The sequence below is a fragment of the Mycobacteroides sp. H001 genome (genome assembly GCF_001440005.1).
GTDB lineage: Bacteria > Actinomycetota > Actinomycetes > Mycobacteriales > Mycobacteriaceae > Mycobacterium > Mycobacterium gwanakae.
Genome location: NZ_LJYH01000021.1, coordinates 454,845 through 474,594 on the forward strand (window position 1 = coordinate 454,845; position 19,750 = coordinate 474,594).

Consider the following 19,750-nt stretch of genomic DNA (forward strand, 5'->3'; position numbering starts at 1 on the left):
GGCCATGAAAATACTTGTCGCCAGCCGTAACCCGAAGAAGCTCGCGGAGTTACATCGGGTGCTCGAGTCGTCAGGGATTACCGGGGTCGAACTGGTTTCGCTCGCCGACGTGCCCGAATACGAGGAAGTGCCAGAGACGGGCGCCAGCTTTGAGGACAACGCGCTCATCAAGGCGCGTGAGGGCGCACAACAGACCGGATTGGCCTGCGTCGCTGACGATTCCGGGCTTGCGGTAGATGCGCTGAACTGGATGCCCGGTGTGCTGTCTGCGCGCTGGGCGGGGCGGCACGGAGATGACGCTGCCAACACCGCACTGTTGCTCGCGCAGCTCTCCGATGTGCCTGACGAGCGCCGCGGTGCGGCATTCGTATCGGCGTGTGCGCTGGTGACTCCGGACGGCGAAGAGGTCGTCGTAGAGGGGCGCTGGAAGGGCTCGGTCGCGCGCGAACCCGCAGGGCAGAACGGCTTCGGCTACGACCCGATCTTCGTGCCGCGCGGCGGTCTGCGGACCGCAGCGGAAATGACGCCCGAAGAGAAGGATGCGGTATCGCATCGCGGACGGGCGCTGGCGGCGCTGCTCCCGATGCTGCGCAACCTGGTCAACCTCGGCCGGACCGCGCCGTAGCCTCCCCGGGGAGCAGCCCCCGCATTAGGGGGCTGCTCGCGGGGGTCAGGGCAGCAGGATGACCTTTCCGCGGGCATGGCCCGTCTGGACGTACTCATGGGCCTGGCGCGCTTCGGCCAACGGATAGGTGCGATCGATGGTGACCTTGAGTTCGCCGTTGCCCGCAAGGCGAATCAGCTCAGGGCGGGCGGCCAGACGGATCTCCGTGCCCGCATCGGCACCGGGGCCACCGCCCAGTGCTTTGAAGCCATCGGTTGCGGCACGGCCGAATCCGGCGATCGTGGCGATACGGTCCTTGTCGGCAACGAGTGCCAACGAAACGTCGGCGGCTTCATCGGTGCCGACCAGATCGAGTGCTGCGTCGACGGAGCCGACTGCGCTGACACGGTCTTGCAGTCCGGGGCCGTATTCGACCGGGATCGCTCCGTAGCCACGAAGCTGTTCGTGGCGGGCCGCACTGGCGGTGGCGATCACGGTTGCACCGCGGGCCTTGGCGAGCTGGGTGGCCAACAGTCCCACGCCGCCCGCGGCACCGTGAATCAGAACGGTGTCCCCTTCGGTGACATTGGTGGCTTCCAATAGGTGCACCGCGGTCTGCCCGGTGAGCAGGAATCCGGCGGCCTCGTTGAAGGACAGACTCGCGGGCTTCTTGAACACCTGGTCTGCGGTGGTAACGATCTGGTTGGCGTAGCCACCGATCTGCCCGGCGGCGATGACGTCATCACCGGGTTGGAACTCGTCGACACCCGGGCCGACGGCGGCGACAGTTCCGGAGATCTCGAGGCCGAGGCGCATGGGGATTGCGGCCGGGTCGGTGCCGAAGGCTCCCGAATACAGCTTCCAGTCGATGGGATTAACGCCGGCGGCTTTGACGTCGATGAGCACTTGGCCGTCGGCGGGGCCATCGATCGGCACCTCGCGGAACTCGAGTACATCGGATGCGCCATAGGCCGTGGCGACAACTGCATGTGTGGTGGTCATACCGCTATCAAAGTCGCATCATCATGTCAGTATTCCTGACATTGGAGATTTCTTTCGGCTAGATGCCGAACTGCTTTTTGACCTGCTTGGTGCGGTAATGCTCGACGATGAAACCGAGCAGCGGGATCGTGCCCGCGAGCAGCGTGCCGGCGGTGCGCGGCCACGGCCAGCGCACCTTGATGGCCAGATCGGTGGTGAAGATCAGGTACACGAAGTAGATCCACCCGTGCACGATGCCGATCCAGCTCGGCGGATGCGGCACGTGCTCAATGTATTTGAGCCACATCTCCCAGCAGAGGGCGATCAGCCACACACCGGTGGTCCAGGCCAGGATCCGGTAGCGCCACAGCGCGCCACGGATTTTCTCGACCGGCGTGGTCACGGCGGGCGTCTGGGGTGTGGCTTCGGGCTCGGTCACGGGGCAGGCTTCCTATCTTCTTCGGCCAGAGCGGCGAGGTAGGCGTTGTAGTCGGTCAGTGTGCGGTCGGCGGGATCCGGCTTCGCGGCGGCGGGGCGCTCGGGAAGCAGGCCCTCCGGTATTTCGGTCACCCGGTCGCTGGGCGGCGGGGGCGGCCCCTCGTCCTCGTACTGCACGAAGCGGCGATAAGCCCAAATCACGAACGCCGCGAAAAGCGGCCACTGCAGGGCGTAGCCGAGGTTCTGGCCATCGCCGGTCACCGACTCGAATCGCTGGAACTGCCAGTAGGCCAGACCCAGGAACGCGAGCGCACTGACGCCGACCAGCACGATGAGTGCCGGTCTCCGACGCCGTGTAGTGGACACCTTCTGACGGTACCGCGTGAGGTGGGGGCGGGTGCCAACGCCCCTGGTCAGCGCTTCGGTCCGATGAACTCGTCGAGACGCGCGGTGGCGGCTTTGCGGTAGACGGAGATGACGTAAGCGGTCGATCGAGTCCAGGGGATGTCGAGGCTGTCGAGGGCTGCGGTGAAGAGGCCGAGGATGTCTTCCGAGCGGTTGGTGAAGTGATAGCGGATGCTGGCGACTCCGCGATCGTTGGCGACCACCCGACAGCCGTCGCTGTGAATCAGACCTCGGGCGAAATCCTCGGTGGCGTGATCGACGAGGTCCTGCTGCCAGGGCTCGAGGGCGATCTTGCGACTGTGCTTGCGGCCGGGGCCATGCTGAGGAAAGAGACAGGGCCAGTGTTTGGAGTACAGCGAAACATCGGCGCAACTGCCAACGCGGTCGACGATCGCCGCGTGCTGGCCGGGTATAAGTGCCTCTATTGCACTCCGGCACTCGGCGATTATCTCGGGGTATTTGGTGTCGCATGTGACTCTGAGGCGCCATGTTCGCGGTGAACGTGAGATGTAGCCGTCGCCGAGATACATGCCCAGGAGGTAGGCGTAGGGGCGCGCAGGGAGTGTGCTGTAGTCGTGCCTAGTGCATTCGTCGGAGCGTCGTACCTGTCGCGGGCCGCGACGCCACTGGCACACCGTGCGGCGCGGAATTCCTGTCTGCCGCGATATCGCGCAGTCGTTGAGTCCTGCCTCGATCAGGTGCTGTACCGACTGGTATTGCTGATGTGATCGCGTCATGTTGCCTCCCCGATTGCGGTTCAACTTATCGGCCACCACCGACAGAGTTAGGAGCCAATCTGACCTGTAGGATTGCTCTGCCACGCGGGCGTGATGAAATTGGCAGACATGCTGGCTTTAGGTGCCAGTGCTCGAAAGAGCGTGTGGGTTCGAGTCCCTCCGCCCGCACCAGAGATTCAGTGGGACCCGGTGCGCTCTCCGCGCGCCCGTAGACTTGAAATCGTGGTTCGCGCTGACGGTTTGCTTGATATCGACGATTGTCTGAATGCCGACGGAAACGTCGAACTGCCGCCCGGCACCACGTTGATATCCCTCATCGAGCGCAACATCAGGAACGTCGGGGACACCGTCGCCTATCGCTATCTGGACTTCACCACCTCCGAGGACGGCGCCCGTATCGAGCTCACGTGGTCGCAGCTCGGGGTGCGTCTGAACGCGGTAGCCGCGACGCTGCAGCGCCACATCGAACGTGGTGATCGGGTCGCCATTCTGGCTCCACAGGGTCTGGACTATGTCGTCGGATTCTTCTCGGCGATCAAGGCCGGCGCCATCGCGGTGCCGCTCTTCGCTCCCGAGTTGCCCGGCCACGCCGAGCGTCTGGATACCGCCCTCACGGACTGCAGGCCCACGGTGGTCCTGACGACCGCCAGCGCGCGCACGGTTGTCGAAGACTTCCTCAAGGAACAGGACACTCGCATCCTCGTCATCGACGAGATCCCCGATGAAGCGGGCGAGACCTTCGAGTACGTGCATCTTGTGGATGACGACATCTCGCATTTGCAGTACACCTCGGGTGCAACTCGACCTCCGGTCGGCGTGGAAATCACGCACCGCGCCGTCGGTGTCAATCTGACGCAGATGATCCTGTCGATCGATCTGCTGGATCGAAACACGCACGGCTGCAGCTGGTTACCGCTCTATCACGATATGGGCTTGTCCATGATCGGCTTTCCGACGGTCTATGGTGGTCACTCCACCCTCATGTCGCCGACGGCCTTCATCCGTCGGCCGCAACGCTGGATCAAGGCGCTCTCCGACGGCTGCAAGGAAGGCCGCGTCATCACCGCCGCCCCCAATTTCGCGTACGAGTACACCGCACAGCGCGGTGTGCCGAAGGACGGTGCGGACATCGACCTGGGCAACGTGGTGATGATCATCGGTTCCGAGCCGGTCAGCATCGATGCCATTCGCACCTTTGAAAAGGCCTTTGCGCCCTTCGGATTACCGTCGACCGCGTTCAAGCCCTCCTATGGCATTGCCGAGGCGGTCCTGTTTATTTCCAACATCGCGCCGGATGCCGAACCCTCCGTCGTGTACCTCGACCGTGCGCAGCTCGCCGAGGGCCGCGCGGTATCGACCGCTCCCGATGCGCCCAACACCACTGTCCATGTGTCCTGTGGCCAACTCGCCCGCAGCCTGTCGGGTGTGATCGTCGATCCAGAGACGAGGAACGAGCTTCCGGACGGTCATGTCGGCGAAATCTGGTTGCAGGGCAACAATGTTGGCCGCGGGTATTGGGGACGTCCGGAGGACAGTGCGAGGACGTTCCACGCCCGGCTCGGTGAGACGCTCGCCAAAAGCCATGCTGACAAGTCCAATGTGGACGGCGACTGGTTGCGCACCGGCGATATGGGTTTCTATCTCGACGGTGAGTTGTACGTCACCGGGCGCATGGTCGACCACGTCACTATCGATGGCCGGTCCTATTACCCGCAGGATATCGAGGCCACCGTCGCGGACGCGTCGCCCATCGTGCGCCGCGGATACGTCACCGCCTTCACCACCGACGATGGTCTGGTGGTTGTCGCCGAGCGTGCCTCGCGGACGGCCAAGGCTGACCCGCAGGAAGCCGCCGACGCGGTCCGCGAGGCGGTCCGCAGCCACTACGGCCTGGAGCTCTGCGACGTGCGCCTGCTCCCGGCGGGAGCCATCCCGCGCACCACCAGCGGAAAACTGGCGCGACGGGCTTGCCGCCGCCAGTACCTGGACGGCACCCTGGGTGTTCACGGGGATCTCAGCTAACTCATTTGCCTCATTTGTCCCACGTCAGCGAGCCCATTCGCCACGCCTTCGTCGGCCCGGTAGGTTTTCCGGGCCGGTGGCTACGACAGCTACTGGGCCAGGGGACACGCGCTAGCAATGTGATGGAGGTGTGCGATGACTGACCTGACGATCGAAGAGCTGTTCGCGCACAACGACGACGTGCAGAAATCCCGGGCGGTCAGGCTATTGGCCGCTAAGAATCTGGCGCCGTACATCACGCTCATGGAGCGCCACCTGGACCGCAGTGCGAAGGTTTCCGAACCCCAGCTGGTGGCCAAACTGGACCGGGATCTTCACGCGGTCGGCCTGGGGGAGCAGTCTGGACTCGCCCTCATCAAGAGCTGGGCAAGTGACGGCTGGTTGCACCGCGCGTCGGATGGCGCCGGTCCCGACGCCGAGAACGTCTGCTCGTTGACCGAGGACGCACGCAGTGCGCTGGCCTTCGTCCGGCGACTGCGTCGTGCCGACAGCGTCGCCACCGGCGGGTCCATCGCGGGCATCGCGGCGGGCCTCAAGCGGGTCGCGACTCAACTGGATGGCGACCCGTCGCGGCTGCGTGCCGATATCGAGGCTCAGATCGCCGAATTGCAGAGCTACGTGCACGCGATCGACGACGGATACCGTCCCGAGCCGGACATCGTTGATCTCGAGGATGAAACCCGTGCCATCGCCTATCAGATGGAGCAGGTGATCACCGACATCGTGCGCTACGGCAGCATGCAGAACGAGATCACCGCCGGACTCATCGACGCGGCGGAGGACTCCGATTCCGGGTTCCGCGACCGTGCACGACGGATGTTCGCCGACTACGACGCTCTGTTTGACTCCCGCGAACGCGCCTCGTACGCCGCCTTTACACGCACCATCCAGGACCCAGACCAACGTGCCGCCCTGCGCAGCGATATCGCCTGTGTCGCTGAGGGATTACCTGAGCTAGACCCGGGTTTGCGTGATGTCATGAAGAACTTCTTCAAGCTGGTTTCCCAGCAGATCGCGGAAGTCTCCCGCATCGAGCAGCGCTGTGCGCAACGTATCCGGCGATTCTTCGCCGCCGGCACCACGGAGCAGGCGCGTGGCCGTGCGCGGCAGCTCAACGATGCCCTGGCCTCCGGGCACGCGCTGCTCAAGGTGTCCACCGCGGATTCCCCGATTGACGCCGAACTACCAATTGGCCGCTCTGCGGCGGCGTCCATCGGTGCCCTGTCGTTCACCATCAAGGACACGGCGCCGCCGGTGCTGGCCCAGGAAGCGCCATCGGGCCCCTTGGACTTAAGTGGATTCTCGGCATTGGCGACCCAGGTGGACATGGCCGCACTGGCCGAGACGGTGAACAGAGCTGTTATCGGTGGCCCAGTTTCCCTGCCCGACATGATTTCTCATGTCGACGCACCGTATCTGGGTGACGTGATCGTGCTGTGGTCGCTGGCACTCAAGCAGGACAACACCCTTGATCGCGAGTCGGTCAAGGTGAAGTTCCGGTCCCTGGATGGACAAGACCGGGTGATGGAGGTACCTCAGTTGATGTTCCGTGAACCGGTGTTGGCAACCCTCGAAGAGGAGGGGGCGGCACTGTGACGACAACGCCCCTGGGAAACATCAACTTTGACGATCTGCCGGGTGTCGAGCCGGATGCCTCGGCACCCAGAACCGTCAAGGGACCACGGTTCGATGGCGACACCAGCGAGCTGACCGACAAGGCATGCTGGGCGTTGCAGAACCTGGTGGCCCGGCGCTATCTGAGCAAGGACGGCCAGCCGGAGTTGTGGGCATCGATGATGGAGCACCGCAAGGTGCTGGCCTCGCGTTTGTCCGAATTGGATCTGCGGCTACGAGTTTTCGACGATCTTGAGGTCGCCTACGCCGAACCGGCGCCCTTGGAGAACCCCAGCGCGTACGGCGCCCGGGTGTTGCGCCGCGAACCCCTGGGCACGTATGCCTCGATCGTTGCGCTGCACCTGGCCAAGATCGCGAGGACCGCGCACGACGAGCAGGTGCTGGTCAGCCGCGACGATATCCATGAGCTGTTCGCCAATGTCAGCCACGACATCGACCGCGATGAAGCGATGCTGCGCGACCGCGTCGACGAAGCCATCAAACGCCTGTCGAAGGCCGAGATCCTGCAGCGCACTCGCGATGACGAGCACAGCTACACCATCAGCCCCGTCATCAACGCGCTGATGTCCGCGCAGATGATCGAGGCGTTGCAACGCCAATACGAGCAGCTGCAGCGTGGCGGTACCGCCCCAGAAGACTCCACCGACGACGAAGAAGATGGCGACACCGATGACGATGAATGAGGGCCTGCCCGGCAGGCCGGGTGATGCAGCCACCCAGCAGTTTTGGCTGTCCCGATTGCAGGTCATCAACTGGGGTGTCTTCGACGGGTACCACACCATCGAGTTCAGCCGCCGCGGCACACTGATCACCGGCTCCTCCGGAAGCGGTAAATCTTCACTGCTGGACGCGATTTCGCTGGCGTTTCTGTCCTCGAACCGCCGTAACTTCAACGCGTCAAGCGATACCACTGCGGCCGGCTCGAGTATGGGCAAGCGCACCGTCGACAAGTATGTGCGCGGTCTGTGGGGTGAGCTGAAGAACCCGGGGGAGCGGCCAACGCAGATGTTCCTGCGCGGTAAGGGTGCGGCATGGTCGGCGATCGCGGTCACCTATTCAGGCACCGATGGTCGCGTGATCACCGGCCTCGTCCTCAAATGGCTTGCGCCGGGCTCAGATTCGGATTCCTCGAGCCGCTATTACCTGATCGACGCCGATGCCGATATTCGTGACCTGTGTAATGCCTGGGCGAGTAAGGGATATTCGGCCGCGGTTTTCGATGGCGCGGGCTGGCGTGGACACAAGAGCGAACGCTGGTATTTGGAACAGCTCTACGCCGCCGTTGGCATCCAAGGTTCCTCGGCAGCCCAGCAGCTCTTGGGTAAGGCAAAGTCGCTCAAAAGCGTTGGTGGCCTGGAACAGTTCGTCCGCGAGTACATGCTCGACGAGCCCGAGTCCATGGCCGCGATCTCCGAGGCCCTGGGGCAGATCACCCCGTTGGTGGACGCGCGTGCCGCACTGGCGGTCGCGCAGCGCCAGCGTCAGACGCTGGGCGATATCGAACAGATTCAGCAGACGTACGCCAGCGACGCGGCGCAGCTGGCCACCGTCGACGTGGTGGATCACCACACCGTCCGCGACTACGTTGATCAGCAGCGGCTGGCGCTGGCCGGTCCGGAGATCGATCTGTTGGACACTGAGATCACCCGGCTCGGCGGCGAATGCGACGAAATCCAGTCGCGCCAGGATATTCTCACCGGCGAGCGGGACAAGCTGCTCGGCCGGATCGCCGCCGCCGACAGTAATCTCGCACCGCTCAAGAGTGAACTCGCACATGCGCGGGCCCGGGCCGAGGAGGTGTCGCGCCGCCGTACCGCGTACGACAGCGCCCTGTGGGACCTCGGCCACGACGAAGACGTCGAATCCGCTGAGGAATTCGAAGCCATGCGGGTCGAGAGCCTGCGCGCAGTCACCCGGATCAATGCGGAACTCGAGGCGGGTCATGACGCCTATGTGATGGCGGCCGGCGCCTTGTCGACAGCGCGCGATCAGCTGCGGGCTGCTTCCTCCGAGCTCAAGCGCGTTGAACATGTCGGTACTTCGGTGCCTCCTGACGAGGACCGCATGCGTGGGGAAATCGCGGCGGCGCTGGGCCTTACCGCCAAGGAGCTGCCCTACGTCTGCGAATTGATGGATCTGCGCCCAGGCCAGGAACGGTGGCGCAGATCGGTGGAGAAGGTGCTGCGGTCTACCGGTCTGTGCCTGCTGGTGCCCGATCAGCACCACCGGCAGGTGCTGCGATACGTCAACGAGAACCCGATGCGCGGTTACCTGCAGATGGAGCGGGTGATCCCTTCCGGCGCGCCGCGGCGTGCCGAGCCGGGCACCCTCGCCGACTGTCTGCGCCTGACCAACCCCAATCACGAATGCGCCAGTGCTGCCATGAATCTGGTGGCGGCTGTGGGCGATTACGTGCTGGTTGATTCACCCGACGAGTTCAGCAAGCACCGCCGGGCGGTCACCGATCAGGGCCTGCGCAAGGACGGCGACCGGCGCGCGGTCAAGGATGACAGGCGCGAGCTGCGTGCCTCCCAGTACATCTATCAGGGCAACGCAGGCGATAAGCGGGCCGCGCTCTCCGATGATGTGGTCGAGGCGCAGCAGGCCGTTGGTGACGCCGAGAAGTTCATTGGCGAGATGGACACCAAGCGTGAGGAACTGCGCTCGGAGGTGGTGCGGTGGTCCAAGCTGCACAGCCAATACGAGTACTGGAGCCAGATCGATACCGATTCGGCCGAAGCCGCCGTGGCACGGCTTCAGGACCAGTACGACGCGATGCTGGAGGCCAACCCCGACCTCACCGGACTGCAGCAGCAGGCCGATTCCTATCTCGATGAGATCAAGAAACTCTCCGAACGTATCGGTGCGCTCAGAAGGCAAGAATCCGAACATGATTCGCGCCGCACGAGACTACTGGATCTGTTGGACAATTTGAACCCGCGCGAGGTGGGCGGGCACACCCGATCCGGTATCGAAGCCTATGTTCCGCAGCTGTCGTCAAGCCTGGATGTGCTGGAGCCGGACACCTACCGGTTGGAGCTGTGGCGTCAGATCGAGAAGGACCAGTCGGTGCTGCGGGAAAGTGTCACCCGTTCACGCAACGAGCTGAACCGGATCCTCAACGCCTACGACCGGGACTTCCCGGATTCGATTCCCAACGACAGTGAGAACTTCGACGAGAAGATCCACGATTACGTCGCCTTGTGCCGCCGAATCGACGAGCGCGACCTACCGGCTGCCTACGAACAGATGCTGCGACTCATCACCGAGCAGGCGCCCACCGCAGTCCTGCGGTTGCATCAGCTCGCCGAGGAGGAGGCGCACCGCATCACCGACCAGATCGACCGGGTCAATAGCGGTTTGGGCTCGGTGGAGTTCAACAGGGGAACCCGGTTGACCTTGCGTGCCGAGCCCAAGGCGCTTGAGGCGGTGGGCGAGCTCAACGAGCGGGCCCGGCGGATTTCGGGACGGGCCGTTGCGGTTTCCATGGGAGACGAGAAGGCCATCCACGACCAGTATCAGGACATCCTGCAACTGCGGAATCTACTGGCGGCGGAGACTCCCGAGGCCAGGCAATGGACGCGCGACGCGTTGGATGTGCGCAACCGCTTCGTGTTGTACTGCGAGGAGCGCGACGCCGCCACCGGCGAGGCGATTCGCACCTACAGCAATGCGGGTGCGAATTCCGGTGGCGAGCAAGAGAAGCTGATGGCGTTCTGCCTCGCCGGTGCGCTGAGCTTCAACCTCGCCAACCCCGAAACCGGGGACAATCGGCCGGTCTTTGCGCAGCTGATGCTCGACGAGGCATTCTCGAAGTCCGATCCGCAGTTCGCGCAGCAGGCGCTATCGGCGTTCCGTAAGTTCGGGTTCCAGTTGGTGATCGTTGCGACCGTGCAGAACACGACCACTATCCAGCCCTACATCGACAGCGTGGTCATGGTGTCCAAGCCCGACGGCCCGGGAGTTCGGCCGGTCGCCTCGACGCGCACGGTGCCTATCGGGGAGCTCGGTGACGTGCGGAAGGCAGTCAACGCCCGCTGATCGGTGGATCTTCAGCGGCCCACGAACTCGGCGGTGGTTCGGGTCAGGAAGGCCTGCACGCCTAGCGCCGCGTCCTCGGTGGTGAAGAGTTCCCGGATGGTGGGCACCAGCTGCGTCTCGGCAGCGGCTTCGCCCTCGCGTATCGCCGAGCGGGCGTTGCGCAGGGTGGCCTGCACTCCCAGCGGTGCCTGTCGCGAGATCGTCTGCGCGATGGCGATCGCCTTATCGACGTGCGCGCCGGCAGCCACGACCTCCTGCACGATTCCGATGCGGTGAGCCTCGGCGGCGTCGAAGGTGTCGGCCGTCAACATCCATCGCATCGCGTTACCCCAGCCAGCGGCTCGCGGGAAACGAATAGTGGCACCGCCGAACGGGTAAATCCCTCGATTGATTTCGAGCTGCGCGAAGGTCGCTGTCTCATCCGCGATCACAATATCGCCGGCGAGTGCGAGCTCGATGCCCAGTGTGAGGACCTTGCCATGTACCGCGACAACCAATGGCTTGGATAGTTGCGTGCCATCGACCTGCCATGGATTGATCCCGCCCTCGGGTGTCAGGGAGGCACCGCTTTGAATCTCTGCGGCCACACTCGCCAGGTCCAGACCGGCGGTGAACATCGTGCCCTCGCCGTACAGGACGGCAGCCCGTAGCTCCGCATCCGTCTCGAACTCGCCGAATGCCAGAGACAACTCCTGGAGCATGGTCTTATCGAACGCGTTGCGCTTGGCCGACCGGTTCAGGCCGATGACCAGGACATATCCGTCGCGACGGATGCTCAGGGTTTCGTACTCAGACATTGACTTCTCCGTGTCGGTAGCGGATTATGTAGAGCAGCATACATAGACCTGTGCGCCCCGGGAAGGACGATGATTGAGCACCCCGCGTGAACGAATGGTCGCCTCGGCCGCCCTGCTGATTCGTGAGCGCGGGGCACACGCGACGGCCATCTCCGATGTACTCGAACACAGCGGGGCGCCGCGCGGCTCGGCGTATCACTACTTTCCCGGCGGTCGCACTCAATTGCTGGGCGAAGCAGTGGATCTGGCGGGGGAGTACATCGCCGGGATGATCGACGCCACACCCTCAGGGGTGGAGGCCCTGGACAGGCTTGTCACGTCCTATCGGAAGCAATTGGTGCGCAGTGATTTCCGGGCTGGGTGTCCCGTTGTGGCAGTCGCGGTAGAGGCCGGAGACCCGGAGAGCCCTGCCAGTAATCAAAAGCTCATCGAACACTCGGCTGCGGTCTTCCAGCGTTGGATCGGCCTCATCGCCGAAAAGCTCGCCGCCGCCGGAGTTCCCCGCGAACGAGCCGACGAGCTGGCCATGCTGATGACAACCTCTTTGGAGGGGGCAATCATCGTCGCGCGATCCACTCACGACATCACACCAATCGATGTGGTGCATAAGCAATTACGCACGCTTATCGAGGAGGCTTTGTCATGAACACCACCAATTGGTTACCCACCGCCTGCATCCTGTGTGAGTGCAACTGCGGCATTGTGGTGCAGACCGAGGGGCGCACACTTGCCAAGATTCGCGGCGACAAGGACCACCCCGCGAGCAAGGGATACACCTGCAACAAGGCATTGCGCCTGGATCACTACCAGAACAATGCCGATCGACTGACCTCACCGATGCGCCGCCGACCCGACGGTACCTATGAGGAAATCGATTGGGATACGGCCATTGTCGAGATCGCCGAGGGCTTCAAGCACATCCGTGACAGCTATGGCGGAGACAAGATCTTTTATTACGGTGGGGGCGGTCAGGGCAATCACCTGGGTGGGGCCTATAGCGGTGCCTTCCTGAAGGCCATCGGATCCAAGTACCGCTCTAACGCGCTGGCACAGGAGAAGACGGGCGAGGCCTGGATCGACAAGAACTTGTACGGCGGGCACACCCGCGGTGAATTCGAGCACGCCGAGGTGTCAGTCTTCGTTGGTAAGAACCCCTGGATGTCGCAGAGCTTCCCGCGGGCGCGGGTGGTGCTCAACGAGATCGCCAAGGATCCGCAACGGTCGATGATCGTCATCGACCCGGTCATCACCGACACCGCCAAGATGGCCGACTTCCACCTGCGAGTGCGCCCCGGCGCCGACGCCTGGTGCCTTGCGGCACTGGCCGCGGTACTGGTGCAGGAAAATCTCTGTGACGAAGCTTTTCTCGCGGCACATGTCAACGGCACCGGGGAGGTTCGGGATGCCTTGCGTGCGGTACCGATCGACGACTATGCGCAGCGCTGCGGCGTGGCGGCAGACCTCATTCGCGCGGCGGCGCGCCGGATAGCCGCTGCCGAGAGCGTGGCGGTCTTCGAAGACCTCGGGATTCAGCAGGCGCCCAACAGCACGCTCAGTTCCTATCTGAACAAGATGCTATGGATCCTCACCGGGAGCTTCGCCAAACGCGGCGGACAACATCTGCACTCGTGGATGGCGCCGCTCATGGGTGGTTTCTTCGGCAACACCCCGGTGACAGGAGCTCGCATCATCGGGGGCCTGGTGCCGTCCAACGTCATTCCCGACGAGATCCTCACCGATCACCCTGACCGGTTCCGTGCGATGGTTGTTGAGAGCAGCAATCCCGCGCATTCCCTTGCAGATTCGGCCCGATGCAAGGAGGCCTTCCAGGCATTGGAGCTGCTCGTCGTCGTCGACGTGGCGATGACCGAAACGGCCCGCCTCGCTCACTATGTGCTGCCTGCCGCCACCCAGTTCGAGAAGGTGGAAGCAACATTCTTCAACCTGGAGTTCCCGCACAACACTTTTCAGCTGCGGCACCCGCTGCTGGAGCCCGAGCCAGGAACCCTGCCCGAGCCGGAGATCTGGGCGCGCTTGGTCCGGGCATTGGGAGTGGTCGACGACGCGGACTTGCAGCCGCTGCGTGATGCTGCCGCACAGGGTCGGGATGCCTATCTGCAGGCGTTCTTCGCGGTGCTGGCCAATCCGGTGCTCGGTCCGCTGGCTCCGTACGTCCTGTATGAAACCCTCGGCCCGACCCTGCCCAAGGGGCTGGAGGGTGCCGCCGCGCTGTGGGGTCTGGCGCAGAAGGCGATGATGACGTATCCGCAGGCGGTGGCACGGGCGGGCCACTCGGACGGCAACGCGCTCTTCGATGCCATATTGAACAGCCCATCGGGCGTGACCTTCACCGTTCACGAGTACGAAGATGACTTCGCGCTGATCACGCATGCGGATCGCAAGATTGCCCTCGCGATCCCCGAAATGCTGGACGAAATTAGAGGATTGGCCTCGCGGCCGGCGCAGCTGACCACTGCGGAGTTTCCGATTGTGTTGTCGGCGGGCGAGCGGCGGGCGTACACGGCCAACGACATCCTGCGTAATCCGTCCTGGCGTAAACGTGATCAACAGGGCGCACTGCGGATAAGCCAGGAGGATGCCCAACAGCTCGGCATAGCCGACGGTGACCGGGTGCGCATCTCCACCGCGGCGGGTAGCGCGGAGGCCACCGTCGAGATCAGCGACATGATGCAGGCAGGCCATGCCTCACTCCCGAACGGATTCGGCCTCGACTACACCGACGAGTCCGGTGAAACGCACGTGCCGGGTGTGGCACCGAACGTACTGACATCCTCTGCCTGGCGGGACGAGTACGCGGGAACCCCGTGGCATAAGCATGTTCCGGCGCGTTTGGAGACACTGACCGCTGCCCTCTAACGCACCCGAGTGAGATACCTCCGGACGGTCTCCTCGGATTCGGTCATGACGCCGATGTATCCGTCTGGGCGCACCAGGATGAAGGTCGACGCGGTGATGTCGTAATCGGCCGACGGCGTGATGAGCGCGACTCGCACGTCAGGGATATCGATGGCCCGGCCCTCCGCCGTGAGGAGGGTGAAGTGTGTACCTCGGAGCACGTCGAAGAGCCGATGGCCTTCCGGCAGTAGTGCATCGGGGGCCCGATCGCCGGCCCGTAACGCCCCGGGTGCGCGACGATCGTCGACGGCCAGTGAACTCTGCCGATACGCGATATCCATCTGATGGAGCTGTGGTGCAGGGTTATTCGACGGTTCGAAGTTGCGACGATGCAGATCGGTGCTCATCCCCAGTACCGATGCGGCTACCGGCATCCGCTCCTCTTCGTACGTGTCCAGCAGATGTTCGGGGGCGCCCGCGATGACTGCCGCCAGCTTCCAGCCCAAGTTGTAGGCATCCTGCACGCTGGTGTTCAGACCCTGGCCGCCCGCCGAGGAGTGCACATGAGCGGCATCACCGGCCAGAAACACCCGGCCCTCCCGGAACCTGTCCACCATCCGCGTATTTACCCGATACAGCGATATCCACCGGAGATCATGCAGCACAATGTCTTCGCGTCCGGACCGCTCGACCAGGAGAGCCTGCACCGCCTCAAGGGTCGGCGGGGGAACGTCGTCGGTGGCCATGCTCGCGACAAACTGGTAATGGTCACTGTTCGGCAGATTCCATAGCGAGAAGCGTTCCGATACCTGACCGCCCCGTGTGAGTACGTGACAGAACTCGCCGTCTAAGCCGTCGGCACGGACATCACCGATCAGTGTCCGTTCGCTTTCGAAGGTTTCTCCGGCGAAACCGACGCCGAGAACCTTGCGTACCGTGCTCCGCCCGCCGTCGGTACCGATGAGGTAAGAGGATCGTATCCGGTCGGGAGTCCCGTCCCGCATTACCGTGACTGTGACCCCGTCAATATTCTGGTCGAAGCCTGTTACTTCACAGTTGAATTCGACATCGCCGCCGAGTTCACGCAATCGGTTGAGCAGGATCTCATCGGTGCGCCATTGCGGCACCAACCAGAAGCCCGGATAGGGAATCCCCGGTCCCGACGAAATGTCCGAGCCCAGCATCTCCATCAGCGTGCGCTCGGCCACTATCTCGTGCCCGGCATAGATACGGAATGACGGCATCTTCATGCCACCGGACTGGATCGCATCGGCAACTCCCAGGTCGTCGAACACCTCCTGGGTGCGCGGCGACAAACCCTTGCCGCGAGAGCCCGGAAACAGGCCGGGCGCCTTCTCCAACACTCGGCACCCAATGCCGCGTCGCGATAACTCGCAGGCCAGCGTCAGGCCCGTGGGGCCCGCCCCTGCAATCACCACGGTCATGAAACTCCGCCCCGAACAAGCACGATCAGCACATCGTCGACGAGTCGACCGATGAAGGTGTCGTCCACCGTCGCTCTCATGGTCAGCCGATGTGTGAGCATTGCCTCGGCGACATCGTGGATCAGCTCGCGGTCGACATCGGCGCGCGCCTCGCCCCGCGAAACGGCTCGGGACAATGGCGCATCGAAAGGGGACAGGCCCGGATCGGTCAGGTGCCTGTTGATGGCGTCGGCCAACTCCGCGTCATGCTCCATGGCACGCATCAGGTCGGAGTACAGGGTCGGCGGTATCGACGCGGTCTTGCGGCGCAGCATGTCCAATGTTGCAATGAGGTCGCCCCGCAGCGAGCCGGTGTCGGGAACCTGGTCGTTGCAGTTCGCGTCGTGAGCATCGAGTGCGGATTTGACCAGTTCGGCCTTGTTGTTCCATCTGCGATAGATGGTCGTCTTGCTGGCATGCGCCTGTGCGGCAACGGAATCGATGGTGAAACGTTCGTATCCGTCAGCTACCAGCACCCGCAGGGCGGTATCGAGTATCGCTGCGGTGCGCGCTTCGCCTCGTGGCACCATGACATTAAGTGTACGTCAAGCGTACACTTAATGTCATTCCTTTAAGACTGCCTCGAAGGCCACTCGGTCACCCCGGAAGAGTGAGCGCACGCATTCGATCGGTCGTCCGTCGGTGTCGAGCGTGCGTCGGTGCAGAAGGAGCATGGGCATAGCTGTCGAGGTGTCCAGAAGTGATGCCTCGCGTGGTGATGCGAGCACCGTTTCGATGCGTTCGACGGCACTGCCGAACCCGACTCCCAGTTCGCGTATCGCCTCGTACAGCGAGGTGCCGGGATCGAAAGTGTTGCGCAATGAGCTGAACCGCGATTTGGGTAGATAGGTGCTCTCCAGTCCGAGCTTGGCACCATCGGCAAGCAGGACGCGTTCCAGGTGCATCACCGTCGAGGAGTTCCGGATGCCGAGATCCCGGCACAGGTCCGGGTCTCCGGTGATGTCCTCCCAGGTGACCAGCAGTCGCCCGGGAGTTCGGCCCTGGCTCTGGGCGCCCTCGGTGTATGACCGTAACGATAACGGCTGCATCAGCTTCGGTGCAGATACCACGGTTCCGCGGCCGCGCCGCTCGATGCGCCCTTCCACGAGCAGCTCGTGCAGCGCTTGACGGACGGTCTCGCGTGACACCTCGAATCGTTCGGCGAGATCGCGCTCGGGCGGAACCGAATCTCCTTCGTTCAGTGTCGAGAGAATGTGGTCGAGTTCGGTGCGTACGCGGTAGTGCTTGGGAAGTCGCACGTCAGAAGTCATACCGTGTCACCACCTTTCGGGCCAGTGCGAGTACGTGGGGAATGGAAAGCCCATTGGCTCCGGGAATCTTCGCTCCATCGTCGAACCGGCGCAGCCGGAGTGCATCGGGCCACCACGGGTGCTCACTCCATCGGCTATCTGCGCCGGCTCCGCCCTGGCTGGCCAGCGATGCCACGGATGCGGCGGACAGATGCGACGCGTAGTCGGAATCGGTCAGCGCGAGGTACCGCTTGGCCGCGACGTGCGAACCGGCAAGCCATCCAACCCGTTTCCCGAGGCGAGGGGTAAGCCATTCACGTGCGACAGAATCGTGTCGGTGGTCGCAGGCGGGGCCGAGGAGCGGGCTGTGCCCGATATCGTGCAGAACCGATGCGAGCAGCAGCTCATCGTCCGCGCGGTCGGCATGGGCGAGGTATCCGGCTTGCAGGGCATGGTCGAGCTCGTCGACGGCCTCCTCGTCCCATATCCCGCGCAGTGACATCAGCACTGCTTCGAGTTCGTCGACGGTGTCCACGGACTGAGCGTACGCCAAATTGGTCTATACCAATTGTTCATACGGTGTTCGCCTCCATGTTCTTGATTGGTCTAGACCAATGTAAGACGCTGGTGACATGCGAGTGGTTGTTATTGGTGGCGGGATTCTGGGAACGGCCCACGCGTGGGCTGCGGTTGAGCGTGGACACCACGTGGTGCAGCTGGAACGTGAACCCGAAGCCCGTGGGGCCACCGTCCGGAATTTCGGCCTGGTGTGGGTTTCCGGCAGGTCGCACCGAGAGCTGGAGGTCGCGCAACGGTCTCGGGATCTCTGGCAGGGGATTGCGAAATCGGTTCCGGGTACCGGCTTCCGGGCAATTGGATCGCTCACCTTGCTGCAGACCCAGGAAGAGGTGGCTGTCGCCGAAGAGGTGATGGCGCGCTCCGATGCCGGTGCGCGTGGATTCGCACTGCTCGACCCTGAGGCTGCCCAGCGACGTAACCCCGCACTGCGCGGAAAGTTCCTCGCCGGGCTGCATTGCGCTCGGGACGCTGCCGTCGAGTCGCGAGTGGCTCTACCGGCCATGCGGTTGCACCTCAAGGAGACGGGTCGGTACTCCTTCCTGTCCGGCGCGGAGGCCCGGTCGGTCGACACCACATCCGGCGGAGTCTCGGTTCGTGCTGATGACGGCGAGGTGCACCGCGCGGATGCGGCTGTCATGTGTGCCGGGGCGGCTCACGGCGGACTGGTGCGAGAGTTACTGGGTGACTTCCCGGTTCGCCGGGTACGGTTGCAGATGATGCAGACCGCCTCACTCGGTGAGGAGCTGACCACGGCGATCGCGGACGGGGACAGCCTGCGTTATTACCCTGCATTCGCCGGTGATGCGCTCGACGTCCTGAATGCCGTGCAGCTCCAGGAACCGACGGCCGCCGAGTACAAGATGCAGCTGCTGTGCGTACAAAGACTGCACGGCGGACTGACGATCGGGGACACCCACGAGTACACCGAACCCTTCGGCTTCGACGTTGACGAGGCTCCGTACCGGCACCTCATCAACAGGACCGAGGAACTGTTGGGGCGCAAGCTCCCTCCGGTGGTACGGCGGTGGGCGGGTGTCTACTCCCAATGCGCCGACCCAACCGAGATCGTCTACCGGCGCGAGGCGGCGCCGGGGTTGTGGGTGGTGACCGGCCCCGGCGGGCGCGGAATGACCCTCGGTCCGGCTATCGGTGCGGACACAGCTGACCTGATGAACCTTTAGTACAGACGACCCCAGGAGAGGGAAAACGATGTCCGATATTCCTATTCGTCTTGCGGTGCTCGACATGGCCGGCACTACGGTCGCCGATGGCGGATTGGTGCTCAAGGCATTCGAGACGGCCGCTACCGCCGGTGGTATCGAGGAGGTGGGTCCTGAACGTGATCGCGCCCGTCAGTACGTCATCGACACCATGGGGCAATCGAAGATCGCCGTATTCCGCCACCTACTCGGCGACGAGGAAAGGGCTCAACATGCGAACCGTACCTTCGAGGACGCGTACGACGGGCTCATCGGCGACGGTCATGCCAGGCCGATTGACGGTGCGGTGGAGGCCATTTCGACGCTCAGAAAAGCCGGCGTCAAAGTCGCGCTCACAACCGGCTTCAGCGCCTCTACCAAGGAGAAGCTACTTGCGGCGCTGGGATGGGCCGACATCGCAGACTTGACACTGGCGCCTTCGGAGGCCGGGAGGGGCAGGCCCTACCCGGACCTGGTGTTGACGTCGGTGCTTCGCCTGGAGGTCAATGATGTTCGCGAGGTCGCGGTCCTGGGTGACACCTCGAGCGATGTGTTGGCTGGTCATCGCGCCGGCGCACAGATTGTCGCCGGGACACTGACCGGCGCTCATGATGCCGCCCAGCTCAGTACCGCGCAGCCCACGCACATCGTGCACTCGGTGGGAGAGTTTGCCGACATCGTCCTGCATCGAATCTGAAAGAGCAGGACATGAAACATCTCCC

Annotated in this window: 18 protein-coding genes and 1 tRNA gene; 10 read left to right on the plus strand and 9 right to left on the minus strand. The window is 63.6% G+C overall.

All coding sequences use genetic code 11. The annotated features are described in order from the left end of the window. Window positions 1–4 precede the first annotated feature (4 nt). Window positions 5–625 carry an RdgB/HAM1 family non-canonical purine NTP pyrophosphatase gene (rdgB, locus tag AOT83_RS04155; RefSeq protein WP_030094935.1) on the plus strand — a complete coding sequence of 207 codons (621 nt, stop codon included), beginning with the start codon at window positions 5–7 and terminating at the stop codon, window positions 623–625. 45 nt (window positions 626–670) lie between these two features. Here rdgB and AOT83_RS04160 read toward each other — a convergent pair whose 3' ends face one another. The 4 genes from AOT83_RS04160 to AOT83_RS04175 are packed head-to-tail and all read right to left on the minus strand — an operon-like array spanning window position 671 to window position 3,165. Continuing rightward, entirely contained in the window at window positions 671–1,606 is a 936-nt protein-coding gene (locus AOT83_RS04160; RefSeq protein ID WP_057965114.1) for an NADP-dependent oxidoreductase, read from the minus strand. A 58-nt stretch (window positions 1,607–1,664) separates the two neighbouring features. After that, on the minus strand, window positions 1,665–2,024 hold the full coding sequence (locus tag AOT83_RS04165; protein WP_057965113.1) for a DUF3817 domain-containing protein: 360 nt from the start codon (window positions 2,022–2,024) through the stop codon (window positions 1,665–1,667). Then, complete coding sequence (locus AOT83_RS04170; RefSeq protein ID WP_075907736.1) at window positions 2,021–2,389, minus strand: hypothetical protein; 369 nt, start codon at window positions 2,387–2,389, stop codon at window positions 2,021–2,023. Before AOT83_RS04170 ends, AOT83_RS04165 begins: the two co-directional genes overlap by 4 nt. A gap of 47 nt (window positions 2,390–2,436) precedes the next feature. After that, complete coding sequence (locus AOT83_RS04175) at window positions 2,437–3,165, minus strand: hypothetical protein (RefSeq protein ID WP_057965184.1); 729 nt, start codon at window positions 3,163–3,165, stop codon at window positions 2,437–2,439. A gap of 84 nt (window positions 3,166–3,249) precedes the next feature. Here AOT83_RS04175 and AOT83_RS04180 point away from each other — a divergent pair. From AOT83_RS04180 to AOT83_RS04200, 5 genes are all read left to right on the plus strand, one after another. Beyond that, window positions 3,250–3,336: transfer RNA gene (locus tag AOT83_RS04180), tRNA-Leu, on the plus strand. Between the two features lie 51 nt (window positions 3,337–3,387). Continuing rightward, window positions 3,388–5,187, plus strand: coding sequence for a fatty acyl-AMP ligase (locus AOT83_RS04185; RefSeq protein ID WP_057965183.1), 1,800 nt, complete (start codon window positions 3,388–3,390; stop codon window positions 5,185–5,187). A 135-nt stretch (window positions 5,188–5,322) separates the two neighbouring features. Next, window positions 5,323–6,783, plus strand: a complete 1,461-nt coding sequence (locus tag AOT83_RS04190; RefSeq protein WP_057965112.1) for a DUF3375 domain-containing protein — start codon at window positions 5,323–5,325, stop codon at window positions 6,781–6,783. Next, entirely contained in the window at window positions 6,780–7,505 is a 726-nt protein-coding gene (locus AOT83_RS04195; RefSeq protein ID WP_057965111.1) for a DUF4194 domain-containing protein, read from the plus strand. Before AOT83_RS04190 ends, AOT83_RS04195 begins: the two co-directional genes overlap by 4 nt. Beyond that, window positions 7,498–10,863, plus strand: a complete 3,366-nt coding sequence (locus AOT83_RS04200; RefSeq protein ID WP_057965110.1) for an ATP-binding protein — start codon at window positions 7,498–7,500, stop codon at window positions 10,861–10,863. Before AOT83_RS04195 ends, AOT83_RS04200 begins: the two co-directional genes overlap by 8 nt. 11 nt (window positions 10,864–10,874) lie before the next feature. Here AOT83_RS04200 and AOT83_RS04205 read toward each other — a convergent pair whose 3' ends face one another. Continuing rightward, window positions 10,875–11,660 carry a crotonase/enoyl-CoA hydratase family protein gene (locus AOT83_RS04205; protein WP_057965109.1) on the minus strand — a complete coding sequence of 262 codons (786 nt, stop codon included), beginning with the start codon at window positions 11,658–11,660 and terminating at the stop codon, window positions 10,875–10,877. 73 nt (window positions 11,661–11,733) lie between these two features. Here AOT83_RS04205 and AOT83_RS04210 point away from each other — a divergent pair, with 73 nt between their 5' ends. Both AOT83_RS04210 and AOT83_RS04215 read left to right on the plus strand, forming a co-directional pair. Further along, window positions 11,734–12,306 (plus strand): TetR/AcrR family transcriptional regulator, encoded by a 573-nt coding sequence (locus tag AOT83_RS04210; protein WP_030094945.1) that lies wholly within the window; start codon window positions 11,734–11,736, stop codon window positions 12,304–12,306. Beyond that, window positions 12,303–14,537 (plus strand): molybdopterin-dependent oxidoreductase, encoded by a 2,235-nt coding sequence (locus AOT83_RS04215; RefSeq protein ID WP_057965108.1) that lies wholly within the window; start codon window positions 12,303–12,305, stop codon window positions 14,535–14,537. The genes AOT83_RS04210 and AOT83_RS04215 overlap by 4 nt, the downstream gene beginning before the upstream one ends. Here AOT83_RS04215 and AOT83_RS04220 read toward each other — a convergent pair. The 4 genes from AOT83_RS04220 to AOT83_RS04235 are packed head-to-tail and all read right to left on the minus strand — an operon-like array spanning window position 14,534 to window position 17,752. Then, window positions 14,534–15,961 carry an FAD-dependent monooxygenase gene (locus tag AOT83_RS04220; RefSeq protein WP_057965107.1) on the minus strand — a complete coding sequence of 476 codons (1,428 nt, stop codon included), beginning with the start codon at window positions 15,959–15,961 and terminating at the stop codon, window positions 14,534–14,536. The genes AOT83_RS04215 and AOT83_RS04220 overlap by 4 nt on opposite strands. Next, on the minus strand, window positions 15,958–16,530 hold the full coding sequence (locus AOT83_RS04225; RefSeq protein WP_057965106.1) for a TetR/AcrR family transcriptional regulator: 573 nt from the start codon (window positions 16,528–16,530) through the stop codon (window positions 15,958–15,960). Before AOT83_RS04225 ends, AOT83_RS04220 begins: the two co-directional genes overlap by 4 nt. A 33-nt stretch (window positions 16,531–16,563) precedes the next feature. Beyond that, window positions 16,564–17,271 carry a GntR family transcriptional regulator gene (locus AOT83_RS04230; protein WP_057965105.1) on the minus strand — a complete coding sequence of 236 codons (708 nt, stop codon included), beginning with the start codon at window positions 17,269–17,271 and terminating at the stop codon, window positions 16,564–16,566. After that, window positions 17,261–17,752 carry a hypothetical protein gene (locus AOT83_RS04235; protein ID WP_057965182.1) on the minus strand — a complete coding sequence of 164 codons (492 nt, stop codon included), beginning with the start codon at window positions 17,750–17,752 and terminating at the stop codon, window positions 17,261–17,263. The genes AOT83_RS04230 and AOT83_RS04235 overlap by 11 nt, the downstream gene beginning before the upstream one ends. A 130-nt stretch (window positions 17,753–17,882) precedes the next feature. Between AOT83_RS04235 and AOT83_RS04240 the strand changes: the two genes are divergently transcribed. Continuing rightward, window positions 17,883–19,010, plus strand: a complete 1,128-nt coding sequence (locus AOT83_RS04240) for a TIGR03364 family FAD-dependent oxidoreductase (protein WP_057965104.1) — start codon at window positions 17,883–17,885, stop codon at window positions 19,008–19,010. 28 nt (window positions 19,011–19,038) lie between these two features. Further along, window positions 19,039–19,725: a phosphonatase-like hydrolase gene (locus tag AOT83_RS04245; RefSeq protein WP_057965103.1), complete on the plus strand. Its 687-nt coding sequence runs from the start codon at window positions 19,039–19,041 to the stop codon at window positions 19,723–19,725. Window positions 19,726–19,750 lie beyond the last annotated feature (25 nt).